This is a genomic window from Acinetobacter ursingii DSM 16037 = CIP 107286 (genome assembly GCF_000368825.1).
GTDB lineage: Bacteria > Pseudomonadota > Gammaproteobacteria > Pseudomonadales > Moraxellaceae > Acinetobacter > Acinetobacter ursingii.
Genome location: NZ_KB849717.1, coordinates 82,929 through 97,326, shown reverse-complemented (window position 1 = coordinate 97,326; position 14,398 = coordinate 82,929). Strand labels below are relative to the sequence as shown.

The following is a 14,398-nucleotide window of genomic DNA, read 5'->3' as shown; positions in this document are numbered from 1 at the left end:
AACTCCATCAAATGAAAAAGCCGAAACTCCGTAAAGTTCAGGCTTTCTTGATCTAAAAAATTGCTTTATTTAAACAGGGCAAGGCAAGGACTCGTCATGCTGTCCTAATTTTTTGGCAGCAATAAGTGCTTTCACTTTCTTGCTTGGTAGTTTTTCTTTACCCAGCGCATCATAAGTATTGACGATACTGGTCACATCCTGTGGCTGAATGTCTATACCCTCGGCAGTCATAAATACGGCAATCACGTTATGAGCGACGCCTGCATCATGTAAATCATGAATAGCTTTGATATTTTCAGCGCGGTACAAGTGTTGAGTTAATTCCATCTTATGTCACCTCTCGGCTATTTTGTGTATAGCATAGATTGAGTTTTTATTTTGACTAATGACGTCATTTAAGACAAAGCAAAAAACGTGCACAAACTGTAAGCAGTTTAGAAAAAAAGTAATTCGACGTAATCCATGCAAGCACATGTGTAGATTTGTTGGTCAATCTGTAACCAGTGAGATAGCTATGGTAATGCTGAACAGATGTTCTTACATAAGATATGAAGCAATATCAATAATTTTAACTCGTGGGGAATTGAAAAATCAAAGCCTTACACCCATGTAAATTTTAACGTGAAACAACACAGACACTTCAGTTAAGTTGGCGTATGATCAGATTCATACACAATAAATACTGATACCACGATACAAGTGGCGACATAGGAAAATATATGAATATTGCGGCAAATCCACACGTTCAGGCGGATCAAACGGTATATCTTAAAGACTATCAAAAACCTTCATTTTTAGTGCAGTCGATTAACCTTGATATTCAGGTCTATGATGATCGCACTATTGTCGACGCAACCTTGGTCATGAAACGTCAAACTGCTGGGGATTTGGTGTTATTAGGCCGTGATTTAGAGTTGAAATCGATTATATTGAATGGGCAAAGTTTACAAGCCGATCAGTATCAACTTGATTCTGAGCAGTTGGTCATTGCCAACGTACCTGATGATGTTATTTTAAATACTCAAGTGATGATTCATCCTGAAAGCAACACGCAACTCGAAGGTTTATATAAAGCGGGTGATTTGTTTGTCACCCAAAATGAACCAGAAGGGTTTCGTAAAATTACCTTTTATCCAGACCGTCCAGATGTTTTGGCTGAATTTATCACTCGTGTTGAAGCCGATAAAAAATATCCTGTATTGCTCGCCAATGGTAATTTACTTGAAACTGGTGAAGTGGGTGAGAATCGTCATTTTGCAATTTGGCAAGATCCAACCAAGAAACCTAGCTATTTATTTGCCTGTGTGATTGGTGATTTGGCGGTATTGAAAGACCGTTACACGACTTCTGAAGGTCGTGATGTTGCACTTGAAATTTATGCGATCGAAAAAGATATTCCAAAATGTCATATTGCCATGGAAGCCCTAAAACATTCGATGCGTTGGGATGAAGAACACTATGGCCGCGCTTACGATCTGGATAATTACATGATCGTTGCGGTGAGTCAGTTCAACATGGGCGCGATGGAAAATAAAGGATTAAACATCTTTAATACCTCATGTGTATTGGCAGATGAAGAATACACCACTGATGCCGCGATTATGCGCGTGCAATCGGTGATTGCTCATGAGTATTTTCATAACTGGACAGGAAACCGTATTACTTGTCGTGATTGGTTCCAACTCTGTTTAAAAGAAGGCTTAACTGTATTTCGTGATCAGTCTTTTTCAGAAGATTTACAATCGGCGGCGGTACAACGCATTGATGATGTTGCAGTGTTGAAAGCACATCAATTTCCTGAAGATGCAGGTCCATTATCACATCCACCAAGACCAGATCATTTTGTTGAAATTAATAATTTCTATACCGCTACCGTCTATGAAAAGGGTGCGGAAATTAACCGTATGATGTCGACTTTACTTGGAAAAGAAAAATTCCGTAAAGGGACAGATGAATATTTCCGCCGTTATGATGGTCAAGCCGTGACAGTCGAAGACTGGGTGGATGCGTTATCATCAGGTTCAGGTATAGATTTATCAAATTTTCTGACATGGTATAACCAGCCAGGTACGCCTAAACTCCAAGTCAATGCCGAGTACGATGCTCAAAAACAAACTTATCGATTAAACTTTAAACAAAGTTTAAAAGCGCATCCGAAATATCCAAATCTAAAAGCAGTCCCAATTCCTGTCGCGCTTGCATTATTTAATGCCAAAACAGGTGAACAATATACGCTTCATTCTCCAGATTTATTTGTTGATGCTGTTCAGGATGGGGTTTATCTATTTGATCAAGATACGGCCACTATTGAATTCACACAGGTCGCCGAGCAACCAGTTGTATCCTTGTTGCGCAATTTTTCTGCACCCGTGAACTTGGAATTTGACTATAGCGATGATGAATTGGCATTTCTGATTCAGCATGAAACCAGTGGTTTTAATCAATGGCAAGCCAGTCAAACTTTGCTTGAGCGGATTTTGCTTAAAGATCATGATGTTCAACCTTATATTCAAGCCATTAAAAATACGCTGCCTGATTTAGTGCGTAAAGATCCGCTACTCGCCTCGCGTTTATTTGATGTGCCAACTGAAGGGTATTTGGGTAGTCGTATTGATCGTGATTATGAACCACAAGTAGTGCAGGAAAAACGTAACTCGGTTCTGGAAACATTGGCACGTGAATTAGCTACTTTCTGGAAAGAAACTTATCTATCCCTTGATCCATCTTTGCAAAATGATTTCTCTCAGGCGATGGGCGAGCGTGCTTTAAAAAATATCATGCTGAGTATGATGGTGCGTCAGGGTGATGTCGGGGCATTTGAGTTGGCTTACAACCAGTATCAACAGACCCATAACATGTCAGAACGTATGGGCGCATTACGCGTATTGGTCTGGAATGATGCGCCACAAGCACAGCAAGCTTTAGACGATTTTTATAATCGTTATAAGGATGAAGCTTTATCGCTTGATCAATGGTTTATGGTACAGGCAGCCAATCCAAGTGCAACATCTGAAAGTATTGCTGCTTTGACCAAACATCCAGATTACGATTTAGGTACACCTAACCGTGTACGAGCGGTCAGCGGTGGATTAAGTAATAATCCTGTCAATGCATGGAGCTTTGGTGTTGAACACTATATTGGTTTAGCAGAATACTTCGATGAAAAAAATCCGATTTTAGGTTCACGTTTACTACAGGTATTGTCACGTTGGTACACGTTGGCTGAACCTCAGCGTAGTCATGTACAAGGTGCTTTAAAAGCTTTACAGTCTCGTGTGAAGTCGAAAAATGTGACTGAAACCTTAAATAGTATTTTAAGTGTTTAATTGAAATGATCTGCTGCATAATTCACTGAGTTGGGTTATGCAGTAATGTTATGCAGCAGACTACTGCTTTCCCTGAAAAGTGAGAAAATGTTTAGTCATAAAGAAGATTTCTAACGACGTTTGATTGTTTTGCTACGCAAGTAAATTTATAAGCACATTATTTTATACTTTGGTGGTATCATGTTGCCACCTTATGCATGACTGCGTGTGTGATGTCTCATCTCTCAAAATATGTTCAAAGTATTCTATATCCAGAGCAACCTTCGGAACATCAGGTAGTGGATAAAGAGGAAAAAATAAAACAATGGTTTGATGGTGATATTCAAGTTATTGGAAAAATGTCGCTTTTTCAGTTTGAAAATGGCATTACCATTCGCAAGATTGAAGAGCATGATGCAACAGCCATCGAGATCGAAGCTTGTCGTGAGCATTGGATTAGCTATGAAGTCGTCGATCATCAACATCGATTAGAGCATATCACCCCTAAGCGCATTCAGTTTAATTCGACATGTCGAGAAGCATTCTGGCTTAAATATTTCCAAGACGAAAACGTTTAAACAAAAAAACCGCTTAAGCGGTTTTTTTAGGTTTTTGCTTGTTAAGCTTTGACAATCAAAACAGGTACAGGACTTTCAGCAAGCACTTTCTGTGCAACACTACCCAGCACTAATTTTTTTAAACCTGAACGGCCATGAGAACCCATAATAATTAAATCCGCATTCACTTCATCTGCAATATTCAAGATTCCTATCGCTGTAGGTTCTTCTCTAATAATTTTGGTATTTGTTTCAATTCCATTGGAGCTGAAAATATTACTTATTTTTTGTAAATGTGCTTCTGCATTTGTTTCAGCTTCAAACAAATGTTCAGTAACCGCAGGTGCAACCTTATAAAAATCGACGCCGACAAAAGGATCAACGGCAACCACACTCATTACCGTTACACTACTATTAAATGCTTTCGCAACATCTACAGCATGTTTCACTGCTGCATCTGAAAGAGGTGAGTCATCGACTGGAACCAAGATACGATGATAAGACATAATATTTCCTCTTAATTTATTGTTTCTAAAAATCTTTTATGCTTTTAGGCTAACACAGTATCAGAAGATTGTGTTTCTAAAAATTATTATTATTTGTATAGGCTGCATAGGATAAAACTTATCACATTTTAAAAATTTTAAATGGTTTCTTCTGTTTGAATAAATAGTATGCACGATGATGACGTTGCATATTTCGCCTTTCACTTTTTTAGATTAGGATAAAATCAATGATAGTGTTTAATTAAAAATACTGCCTTGATAACAACAATGAGAGGAAAACATGTCTTATAAATATGAATACGCAGGCTTTTGGATACGTTGTGGCGCTTCGATTATTGATACACTGATTATGATGTTAGCTATCATACCTTCAGCATGGATTTTTTATCAAGGGAATTATGATCTGGTTTTTTCTACAGGTTTGGCTGATCAAAAAGCTTCGCTATGGTTTGATATTCTAGTCAATTATATTTTCCCATTTTTATACACGATTCTCTTTTGGTTATATTTAGGTGGAACACCTGGCAAGCGTTTGATGCGTTTAAAGGTGCTAGATGAAAAAACGGGTGATAAACTGACTTTAGGTCAGTCGATTATTCGTTATATCGGATATATACCATCTACTTTGGTTTTTATGCTCGGATTCATCTGGATTGCATTTGATTCAAAAAAACAGGGTTGGCACGATAAAATGGCGAAAACAGTCGTGGTCAAAGAACTTTAATCGATGCAGATGATGTTTTTACAGTAATTGTATTTTATCTGTAAAAAGTTGCACTAAAAGGACTTGTAAATTAAGAAAATCTAAATATAATACAGCCAAATTTAATATGAGGAGACCCTAAGTGGGAAGTTGTTCGAGGTTATGCTGTAAATTGGTTATGCATACTGTCATCTGAGCAAGAAAAGTCACTACTTAGGGCGACTATCTTGCAATGAGATAGTTTGTCATTACATTTATATCCATATCTATATTGAATCACGCTGAATTTTCATTCGGGCGTAATACTGCCTGCTTAGACTCCTTCTAAAATGTGGGAGAAGCTAATGTGGTTACATGCTTCAATTTTAAAACTCTATAGTATTCAATGCTTTTGCATCTGGATTTGTATGTTGCTGTCACAATATGCCAAAGCAGATCCATTGTTGAATACAGACGATGCAGACATTGTGTCTGCAAAACATTGCCAGTTGGAATCCGCTGTAACTCGCCCGTCAGTTTCACAGGCAAGCTATCAATTAAATACGGCTTGCCAGTTCATTGAGGGGGTTGAAAGTTCGATTTCTTATACTGACCAATTTGTTGATGCGGGAAAAGGGCAATGGTTCGCTCAAGTTAAAGGTGTGATCCAACCGATGAGTCAATGGGGAATGGCTGCCAGCCTTCAAGTTTCCCAGCAGAATGAAAAAGATAAAGAGTCCATTCAGTGGTTTCTTAACATTCCTTTTTCTTTAGTTTATCTTAATAATTCTCTGCATATAGATAGTAATATTGGTTATCAATATTCACCACGAAACTTGAATTTACTGCGCTGGAGTTTGGCATCTAACCTTGCTTTAACTCCAAAAACAAGTGTTAGTGTTGAAACTTATAACCAAGATCAACATGCGCCTTTGTTACAAGGTGCTATTCATTATTCTATCCTTCCTAATATTTTGACTTTTGAAGCGTCCATTGGACAGCGCTTAAATACTTTTCGAGAGCGATGGTTTGGCTTTGGCTTAAGCTTTACGCCCTAATCTGATTATTTAGAACCAAAGCACTTATTTTCTAAATCATTTATTGCAAATCCACTTTATTCATCTAAATAGAGTGCAGCTTCGTATGCCTGAAAAAAAGGAGATCTCTACATGAAATATGATCTATGGCAACGTCTATTTACACGTTTTCTGGAAACTTTTCATTTAAAACGTTTCTTTATTCGAAATAGTTCTTTTAAAGAATTGCATCAATCTAGTTATGCCAAAGAAATTGGGCAAACTCTGGCAGTGCAATTAAGACATTATTCAACACTTGAAAGTGAAGCACTCTTAAATACTTTATCTTCGCATGAAGAGGGTTTAACTGAAGTTGAAGCACAAGAGCAGCAGCTTAAAGTTGGACTTAATGAGGTTGCACAGGAAAAACCGTTAACGTGGTGGCAACATCTGTGGTACTGCTATCGTAATCCTTTTAATGTATTACTGAGTCTTTTGGCTGTTGTCGCATTCCTCACAGATGATCTAACTGGGTCAGTCATTATTAGCATCATGGTATTGCTTTCAACATTTTTGCGATATTGGCAAGAGTCTAAGTCAAACAAAGCCGCTGAGTCGCTCAAAGCTATGGTCACGAATACGGCCATGGTGTTGCGTCGTAAGATTAATTATTCAGATTTGAGTTTGCTGCAACAGCGATATGGGGCGAAAGTAAAACAGCTTAAAGAGATTCAGTTTGAAATACCCATCCAATATCTGGTTCCAGGCGATATTATCTTGCTTTCTGCGGGAGATATGATTCCTGCTGACTGTCGAATTCTTTCGGCAAAAGATTTATTTGTCTCACAGGCAGCCATGACTGGAGAATCTATGCCTGTAGAAAAATATGCATTACAACATAGTATGGATGTAAATAGCCCATTAGAACTTGATAATTTAGTCTTTATGGGAACCAATGTGGTCTCAGGTACGGCAAAAGCTGTCGTGCTTAATACAGGTATTCAAACTTATTTTGGTGCATTGGCACACCGGGTTACTGCAACCGATCGCAGCGTGACTTCATTTCAGCTAGGCGTGAATAAAATCAGTTGGTTACTGATTCGGTTTATGTTGATTATGGCACCTATTGTTTTATTCATTAATGGGTTCACCAAAGGAGATTGGGGTGAGGCAGTATTATTTGCCCTGTCCGTTGCGGTGGGTTTAACACCAGAAATGCTCCCGATGATTGTGACCTCAACACTTGCGAAAGGTGCGGTATTTTTATCCAGAAAAAAAGTAATAGTGAAACGTCTGGATGCCATTCAAAATTTTGGTGCGATGGATGTGCTATGTACCGATAAAACAGGAACGCTGACACAAGATAAAATTTTTCTATCACATCACGTCGACGTATTAGGAAAAAAATCACATACAGTGCTGATGCTGGCTTTTTTAAATAGCTATTATCAAACGGGACTCAAGAACTTGTTGGATGTAGCTGTACTTGAAGCTGTTGATCAAGATATGAAGTTTGAAAAGCTACGTTTTAAAAAGCTTGATGAAGTTCCATTTGATTTTGAACGCCGCCGTATGTCAGTAATCGTACGTACTCCTCAATCCCAGATTCGTATGGTGACCAAAGGTGCTGTCGAGGAAATGATCAAGGTCTGTACTCATATTGAAATTAAAGGAGAGATCAAAGAGTTAACTGCCCAACTTCGTAAAGAGATTGAAGAAATTACGCAACATTATAATCGTGAAGGTCTACGCGTTGTGGCTGTAGCTTATCGTGACTTTGATGGTATCTGCGAAAACTTTTCAGTCAAAGACGAGAGCGACCTAATTTTGGCTGGTTATATCACTTTCTTGGATCCACCTAAAGAATCTGCTCGACCTGCCATACAACAATTACATGCGCATGGTGTTAGTGTAAAAGTACTGACTGGGGATAATGAATTTGTGACCCAAAAAATATGTCAAGAAATTGGTATTCCTCATGAAAAGGTTTTATTGGGTGGAATGGTTGAGACATTATCTGACGAAGATTTAAAACTTGTCGTAGAAGAATACACTATCTTTGCCAAATTAAGTCCAATTCATAAAGAACGAATCGTTGAGCAACTTAAGGCAAATGGCCATGTGGTTGGTTTTCTCGGTGATGGGATTAACGATGCGGCAGCGATTCGTGCGGCGGATATTGGGATTTCTGTAGATTCGGCTGTTGATATTGCCAAAGAGTCAGCAGATTTAATTCTTCTCGAAAAAAGTCTGATGGTACTTGAAAATGGTGTCATTGAAGGTCGTCGAACCTTTGCCAATATGCTCAAATATATCAAAATGACGGCCAGTTCAAATTTTGGTAATGTTTTTTCGGTATTAGTAGCTAGTGCATTTATTCCATTTTTGCCTATGCTGCCAATTCATTTGCTTGTACAGAACTTACTTTATGATGTCTCACAAATTGCCATTCCGTTTGATCATGTAGATGAAGAGCAGCTTGAAAAACCTCAACGCTGGCAGCCATCAGAAGTTGGGCGTTTTATGGTGGTTTTCGGGCCAATCAGTTCTATTTTTGATATTTTGACTTTTGGCATGATGTGGTTCGTATTTGATGCGAATACACCAGCCCAACAAAGCTTGTTTCAGTCTGGCTGGTTCGTTGTGGGGCTACTGACTCAAACTTTAATCGTTCATATGATTCGAACCAAAAAAATTCCGTTTATTCAAAGCTGTGCTGCAACACCGTTGGTAGTCATGACGATGATCATTAGTGCAATTGGAATATTTTTACCAATGGGGCCTTTGGCACATTACTTTAAACTAGAAGCTTTACCATTGACGTATTTTCTATATTTACCTTGTATTTTATTGGCTTATATGTGTGTGACTCAATGGATAAAAGGTATTTATATTCGTCGTTATGGCTGGCAATAACAGGTGCAGTATGGTTTTGCAATTTTTACACAATACCAGTCTATCTAATATGGCTAATACTTTGATCAGTCTGACCACTGCTTTTTTATTGGGTGGATTGATTGGTTTTGAACGACAGTATCGACAAAGAACGGCGGGTTTGAGAACCAATGTTCTGGTCGCTTTAGGCGCTGCAATTTTTGTTGATATCGCCAATAATCTTTCAGGGGCAGATGGTGCAGTACGCGTAATTGCGTATGTAGTTTCTGGGATCGGTTTTCTGGGTGCAGGTGTGATTATGCGTCAGGAAGGCAATATTCATGGTTTAAACACAGCAGCGACACTTTGGTGTTCTGCTGCTGTGGGGGCTGCAGCGGGTTCAGATCTGATTATGGAGGCGATATTGGCGACAGCATTTATTATCGCCGCGAATACTTTATTACGACCTCTCGTCAATATGATGGATCGGCAACCATTGGATGCTGAATCAGAAGTGACCCATGTGATCTATCTGATCGCCCATAAGGATCATCGAAAAATGGTGATGTATAAACTCACCGAAATGTTGCAAAGTTTGAATTATCCCTTGATGGATCTGGATGTTGAACCTTTTGGTGAAGAAGATGTGGAAATCGAGGCAACCTTAATTGCAACGTCCATAGACCCTGTTGAAATGAATGAAATGATTAAGCAACTTAATCAAATGCCACAAGTTCAACAGGCCTATTGGGATAAAAATACGATGGCTTAAACATCGTATTTTTAGTTTCAATGAAATTTTAAAAAGCAGTTTGTTGTTTATACCTTTTTAAATTTTACTTTGAATATAAGCGAAACAACAATTCCGACAATTAATCCCCAAAAAGCAGAGCCAATTCCAAAAAACTGAACCCCAGAAGCGCTACATAAAAAAGTCAGTAGCGCTGCTTCGCGATCATTCGGTTCATGAAAGGCAATGGCGATATTGTGGCTAATGGTACCAAATAGAGCAATACCCGCCAGCGCCATAATGAATAATGACGGAAATGACATCAGCAAACTGGTAAGTGTCGCTGCAAACAAACCCATTAAAATGTAGAAAAATCCACAACTGATCCCCGCAATATAACGTTTGGTTGGGTCAGGATGCACTTGATCATCCAGACTTACAGCGGCACTAATCGCGGCAATATTGACGGTATAACAGCCAAAAGGGGCAAGTATGGTTTGCGTTGCTCCCGTCCAGCCAATCAGTTGATTAACATGAGGGCGATAACCATAACTTTTAATCATGGCAATACCAGGTAAATATTGTGATGCCATATTGATGACAAAAAGGGGCAGTGCTAATCCTAAAATTGCAGACCACGTAAATTCAGGTGTAATCCACACCGGTTTTGCCAAAGTCCAATGTAGAACAGGAGGGTGAAACTCCATAAAAAATGGGCAGATGATAATGCCAATCACGACCGTAATGACGATACAGTAGCGTGGCCAAACACGTTTAGAAACGATATAGATGGTAAGTAAACTTAGAATAAACTGCCAGTGATCCTGCATATTGGCAAAAATAGCAATTCCAAATTTAAGTAAAACGCCAGCCAGCATTGCACTGGTCAAACTTTGTGGAATATAAGCGAGGACTTTTTCAAAAACACCAAAAAAACCAAGCAGTGCTGTGATTAAGCCACATACCAAAAATGCCCCAATCGCTTCATGTAAATTATAGCCACTGCCTGTTGCAATAATTAAGGCTAGACCTGCTGTCGACCATGATGTTGCTACAGGATGTTTAAATTTCCATGACAAAATTAGACCAGATAAACCAATCCCAATCCCTAATGCCCAAAACCATGAGGTTATTTGTTCGGTCGTTGCACCCAGTATTTGTGCGGCTTGAATAACCAACACAGCAGATACACTGATCCCAATCAGAAAAGTAACAAATCCAGCAAAAGCGGCAGGAAGTGAAAAATCACGAATAAATTTTTGCATGATTCAGCTTTAGGTCATAAGGTGTTTAAGAAAATGCTTTTCAAAATTCAGCGAAAGAAAAGCATGGGTTGTATTCTAAAGAGGTAGGGATTTAAACAAAAGGTAAAATCTTACAAAGTTGAAGTCGCAAGTTTTAAACCAAAGCCAAAGAATAAAATACCGACCATAAAAATACTGACCGCAGCGATTTTATCTTGAGATTTAAAAAAAGCTGATAATTTCACTCCGGAAAAAATCAAAATGGTTAAATAACTTAGGCTTACGCATTGTAAAATGATGGATAAAATCAGAAAACTTAGCGCGGGATAAGGATAAGTAGGATCGACAAATTGCACAAAAAAAGACAAGAAAAATAAAATCGCTTTAGGGTTAAGTAAGCTAATGCCGAGTGCAGTGCGATAAGGATGAATTTGATCAAGTTGCGGTAAGTCTGCCATTTGAATCTCTTCCACAGACTTATTTTTCCAGCGTTGATAACTTGCTTGCAGTAGTTTAAACCCTAGATAAGACAGATAAAGTGCACCCACAATTTTTAGCGTGGTAAAAATCCATGGAAAAGCGTGCATAAGAGACGCGGCGCCAAGTACCGTACACAAAATTAAAATCGCATCGCCCGTAAAAATACCAAATGCACCACGATAACCAGTTTTAATACCATAGCGCGAAGCAATCGACATGACGTAAATAGAATTTGGTCCGGGTAAAAATACAATTAACAAGGTACCAACGATGTAAGTTGCTAGATCTATAATCCCGAACACGAAGATTTACTCATAAAAAACCGATTTTTGTACTATAACAAAAATCGGTTTTAATATGTGAATTATCAAATATTAGGGTTGAATTTCGGCATCAATTCCAAATGACTGACGTAGTAAGGTATTGAGCTGATCACGCGCTTTGATAAAGCCATCAATACCACTTTGTAATAACTGAAAAGCCATTAAATCATGTTCAAGTTCAATTTTGAAACTTTCACGTGTTTGTGTATCGCGATTGATTTTCTCGGCATCCGATGCTGATTTTGAGCTTAAAACAGTTTCAACCTGACGATGATCTTGATTTAATTCAGTCAACAATGCTGGAGAAATCGTCAGTAGGTCACAACCCGCTAGACCTAAAACCTGATCGACACTACGGAAACTTGCACCCATCACCTGAGTCTGGATATCGTGTTGCTTATAATAATGATAGATTTTTTTGACTGATATTACGCCCGGATCTTTTTCGATCGGATAGTGATCAATATTTTCAGCCTTTTTATACCAATCCAGAATACGCCCGACAAATGGAGAAATGAGAGTGATATGCGCATCTGCACAGGCTTGAGCTTGATGCAAACCAAACAATAAGGTTAAGTTACATGCAATGCCTTCAGCTTCAAGTACTTTGGCCGCTTGAATACCTTCCCATGTCGATGCAATTTTAATTAACACTCTAGATGCATCGATGCCATAATCTTGATAAAGTTTGGACAATTCACGCGCTTTTTGCAGCGTCGCCTCTGTATCATAAGATAACGATGCATCCACTTCAGTCGAAACACGACCTTCAATCAACTTTAAAATTTCTACGCCAAATTTGACAGTCAAAATATCAATGGTACGTTCAATCAATTGATCTGCCTGATAACCTTCTTCACGTGCTTGCGTGTAAGCAGCTTCGATGAGTTCACGATTTTCAGGCTGGCTAGCTGCCGCAGTGATTAATGAGGGATTGGTTGTGGCATCCAGAGGACGAAACTGGCGAATCGCTTCGAGGTCACTACTATCGGCGACAACGGTTGTAACCTGTTTTAATTGGTCTAAAGCTGTTTGTGTCATTGCAATCAACATTCTTGGTTTAAAATATTTATCTCTTTAGTTATAGCATATTCTATTGTAAATCCACGTTAAAACTTGTCGATTGATTATTTTCTGTCACGTCGAATATGCTCGATTAAATATCGCGCAGCAGATCCTAGCTTACTTTCTCGACTCCAGACTAGATCGATGTAATATTCAAATTTGGGCGTAAAATCCAGAAGATCTAAAACTTTCAGTTGTTGTTTTAATCTAGGGTTTTCCTGAAACATTTCTGAGGGTAAAACGCCCCAGCCTAAATTTCTGACAATCAGCATATAAGCCGAATGGTGATTATCTGTACGCCAATAATTTTTAGAGAACAATAATTCAGGTTTAATCGTATTATCCCGACTAGCCACTACGATTTGACGCTGATTTAACAGATCTTCAAATTGAATGTGCTGCATGTTCGCCAAAGGATGTGTTTTGGAGACGACAGGAATCAGTGATTCTTTTTTGATTTCAACAAATTGTTCACGATAATCCAGATTCTCCCGTTCAAACATCCATGCCAGTTGTGCGCGTTGATCGAGCAACATGGCTAAAGCATCTTCTTGAGGTGCCGAGGTAATATTAATTTGTAAGTCTGGAAATTGTTTGGAAATTAAGCTGACATAGTCTGTCCAATTGGTATCCAGTAGTTCAGACGCAATCACAATATTCAAGACTGATTCAAGTCCTGTACTGAGTGCATATGCCTGTTGTTTCCATTGATTCATTTCAATCAAAAGCTGGTTGGTCTTTTCATAAAGCACATGCGCTTCTGAGGTGGCAACAGGTTCACGACCAAGTCGTTCAAACAAATTTAAATTAAGATCTATTTCCAAATTAGCAATAGACATGCTGACAGCAGATGGAACTTTGTTTAATTTTCTGGCGGCAGCAGAAAATGAACCTGTTTCCATCACGGTCTTAAAGATGGTGAGTTGTTCTTGATTAATATTCATCTATCAAAATTATTGAAAGAACCTGATTGGATTTATCAAAATTATAAAAATAAAATAAGCATACTGTAAACAAAAAGAGTGTTTTAAAATGTTGATTTCCAAAAGACGAATTATTCATGCCTTGAGCTATGAAGTGATTCTATTGGTCATCATAGCAATCGCATTGAGTTTTATTTTCGATGTTCCGATGGAAGTCACAGGTTCGCTAGGTATTGCCATGGCGGTGACTTCTGTAGTTTGGAATATGATTTTTAACCATTTTTTTGAAAAATTTGAACATAAGCATCAACTTAAACGAACCATTAAAGTCCGTATTCTTCATGCCATTGGTTTTGAAGGCGGCTTGATGCTTGCAACGATCCCAATGGTGGCCTACGCCATGAATATGAGTATCTGGCAGGCGATTGTTTTAGACTTTGGCTTGACCATGTGTATTTTGATTTATACTTTTATATTCCAGTGGTGTTATGACCATTTAGAAATGCGTCTGGGTTATGCGCCTCAAAACTAATAGTTAAAGTCACTGATTTTTAAAATTGGTGACTTTTTTTATGAAAATTAACATAATTGACAATTAAATTTTTCATTTCGCTACTAATTGAATTTATTAGTTTTTTATAAATATTTAAATTTTATCATATTGAAATATATGATTTTTAATTTAATGCCATT

General features: G+C 38.2%; 13 protein-coding genes. 7 read left to right on the top strand and 6 right to left on the bottom strand.

Translation table 11 applies throughout. The annotated features are described in order from the left end of the window. Nucleotides 1–69: 69 nt before the first annotated feature. Complete coding sequence (locus tag F944_RS08000) at nt 70–327, bottom strand: hypothetical protein (protein WP_004989154.1); 258 nt, start codon at nt 325–327, stop codon at nt 70–72. 392 nt (nt 328–719) lie between these two features. Between F944_RS08000 and pepN the strand changes: the two genes are divergently transcribed. Beyond that, the gene (gene pepN / locus F944_RS07995) at nt 720–3,326 is read left to right on the top strand and encodes an aminopeptidase N (RefSeq protein WP_004989150.1); all 2,607 of its coding nucleotides are present in this window, start codon (nt 720–722) and stop codon (nt 3,324–3,326) included. Between the two features lie 212 nt (nt 3,327–3,538). After that, nucleotides 3,539–3,883 (top strand): hypothetical protein, encoded by a 345-nt coding sequence (locus F944_RS07990; RefSeq protein ID WP_227546596.1) that lies wholly within the window; start codon nt 3,539–3,541, stop codon nt 3,881–3,883. A 41-nt stretch (nt 3,884–3,924) separates the two neighbouring features. On the opposite strand, the gene F944_RS07985 is transcribed toward F944_RS07990, so the two are convergent. After that, nucleotides 3,925–4,368 (bottom strand): universal stress protein, encoded by a 444-nt coding sequence (locus F944_RS07985; protein WP_004989145.1) that lies wholly within the window; start codon nt 4,366–4,368, stop codon nt 3,925–3,927. A gap of 280 nt (nt 4,369–4,648) precedes the next feature. On the opposite strand from F944_RS07985, the gene F944_RS07980 reads away from it, so the two are divergent. The 4 genes from F944_RS07980 (at nt 4,649) to F944_RS07965 (ending at nt 9,712) form a co-directional block, all read left to right on the top strand. Then, a complete protein-coding gene (locus tag F944_RS07980) occupies nt 4,649–5,092 on the top strand; it encodes an RDD family protein (protein WP_004989141.1) in 444 nt (147 codons plus the stop codon). 323 nt (nt 5,093–5,415) lie between these two features. Next, the gene (locus tag F944_RS07975) at nt 5,416–6,108 is read left to right on the top strand and encodes a hypothetical protein (RefSeq protein ID WP_004989139.1); all 693 of its coding nucleotides are present in this window, start codon (nt 5,416–5,418) and stop codon (nt 6,106–6,108) included. Between the two features lie 111 nt (nt 6,109–6,219). Next, nucleotides 6,220–8,982 (top strand): magnesium-translocating P-type ATPase, encoded by a 2,763-nt coding sequence (gene mgtA / locus F944_RS07970; protein WP_004989137.1) that lies wholly within the window; start codon nt 6,220–6,222, stop codon nt 8,980–8,982. Between the two features lie 10 nt (nt 8,983–8,992). After that, nucleotides 8,993–9,712 carry an MgtC/SapB family protein gene (locus tag F944_RS07965; protein WP_004989136.1) on the top strand — a complete coding sequence of 240 codons (720 nt, stop codon included), beginning with the start codon at nt 8,993–8,995 and terminating at the stop codon, nt 9,710–9,712. A gap of 47 nt (nt 9,713–9,759) precedes the next feature. Here the strand turns inward: F944_RS07965 and F944_RS07960 are convergent, their stop codons facing one another. From F944_RS07960 to aceR, 4 genes are all read right to left on the bottom strand, one after another. Beyond that, a complete protein-coding gene (locus tag F944_RS07960) occupies nt 9,760–10,935 on the bottom strand; it encodes a benzoate/H(+) symporter BenE family transporter (protein ID WP_004989133.1) in 1,176 nt (391 codons plus the stop codon). 110 nt (nt 10,936–11,045) lie between these two features. Next, nucleotides 11,046–11,696, bottom strand: a complete 651-nt coding sequence (gene leuE / locus F944_RS07955) for a leucine efflux protein LeuE (RefSeq protein WP_004989131.1) — start codon at nt 11,694–11,696, stop codon at nt 11,046–11,048. A 72-nt stretch (nt 11,697–11,768) separates the two neighbouring features. Further along, entirely contained in the window at nt 11,769–12,758 is a 990-nt protein-coding gene (gene tal, locus F944_RS07950) for a transaldolase (protein ID WP_010588697.1), read from the bottom strand. An 86-nt stretch (nt 12,759–12,844) separates the two neighbouring features. Continuing rightward, nucleotides 12,845–13,726: an HTH-type transcriptional regulator AceR gene (gene aceR / locus F944_RS07945; RefSeq protein ID WP_004989126.1), complete on the bottom strand. Its 882-nt coding sequence runs from the start codon at nt 13,724–13,726 to the stop codon at nt 12,845–12,847. 88 nt (nt 13,727–13,814) lie between these two features. Between aceR and aceI the strand changes: the two genes are divergently transcribed. Continuing rightward, nucleotides 13,815–14,237 (top strand): chlorhexidine efflux PACE transporter AceI, encoded by a 423-nt coding sequence (gene aceI / locus F944_RS07940; RefSeq protein WP_004989124.1) that lies wholly within the window; start codon nt 13,815–13,817, stop codon nt 14,235–14,237. Nucleotides 14,238–14,398 lie beyond the last annotated feature (161 nt).

What these genes read in the sequence shown, in the direction of transcription:
- F944_RS08000 (WP_004989154.1), bottom strand. Translation starts at nt 327, where the DNA reads ATGGAATTAACTCAACACTTGTACCGCGCTGAAAATATCAAAGCTATT.
- pepN (WP_004989150.1), top strand. Translation starts at nt 720, where the DNA reads ATGAATATTGCGGCAAATCCACACGTTCAGGCGGATCAAACGGTATAT.
- F944_RS07990 (WP_227546596.1), top strand. Translation starts at nt 3,539, where the DNA reads ATGTCTCATCTCTCAAAATATGTTCAAAGTATTCTATATCCAGAGCAA.
- F944_RS07985 (WP_004989145.1), bottom strand. Translation starts at nt 4,368, where the DNA reads ATGTCTTATCATCGTATCTTGGTTCCAGTCGATGACTCACCTCTTTCA.
- F944_RS07980 (WP_004989141.1), top strand. Translation starts at nt 4,649, where the DNA reads ATGTCTTATAAATATGAATACGCAGGCTTTTGGATACGTTGTGGCGCT.
- F944_RS07975 (WP_004989139.1), top strand. Translation starts at nt 5,416, where the DNA reads ATGTGGTTACATGCTTCAATTTTAAAACTCTATAGTATTCAATGCTTT.
- mgtA (WP_004989137.1), top strand. Translation starts at nt 6,220, where the DNA reads ATGAAATATGATCTATGGCAACGTCTATTTACACGTTTTCTGGAAACT.
- F944_RS07965 (WP_004989136.1), top strand. Translation starts at nt 8,993, where the DNA reads ATGGTTTTGCAATTTTTACACAATACCAGTCTATCTAATATGGCTAAT.
- F944_RS07960 (WP_004989133.1), bottom strand. Translation starts at nt 10,935, where the DNA reads ATGCAAAAATTTATTCGTGATTTTTCACTTCCTGCCGCTTTTGCTGGA.
- tal (WP_010588697.1), bottom strand. Translation starts at nt 12,758, where the DNA reads ATGACACAAACAGCTTTAGACCAATTAAAACAGGTTACAACCGTTGTC.
- aceR (WP_004989126.1), bottom strand. Translation starts at nt 13,726, where the DNA reads ATGAATATTAATCAAGAACAACTCACCATCTTTAAGACCGTGATGGAA.
- aceI (WP_004989124.1), top strand. Translation starts at nt 13,815, where the DNA reads ATGTTGATTTCCAAAAGACGAATTATTCATGCCTTGAGCTATGAAGTG.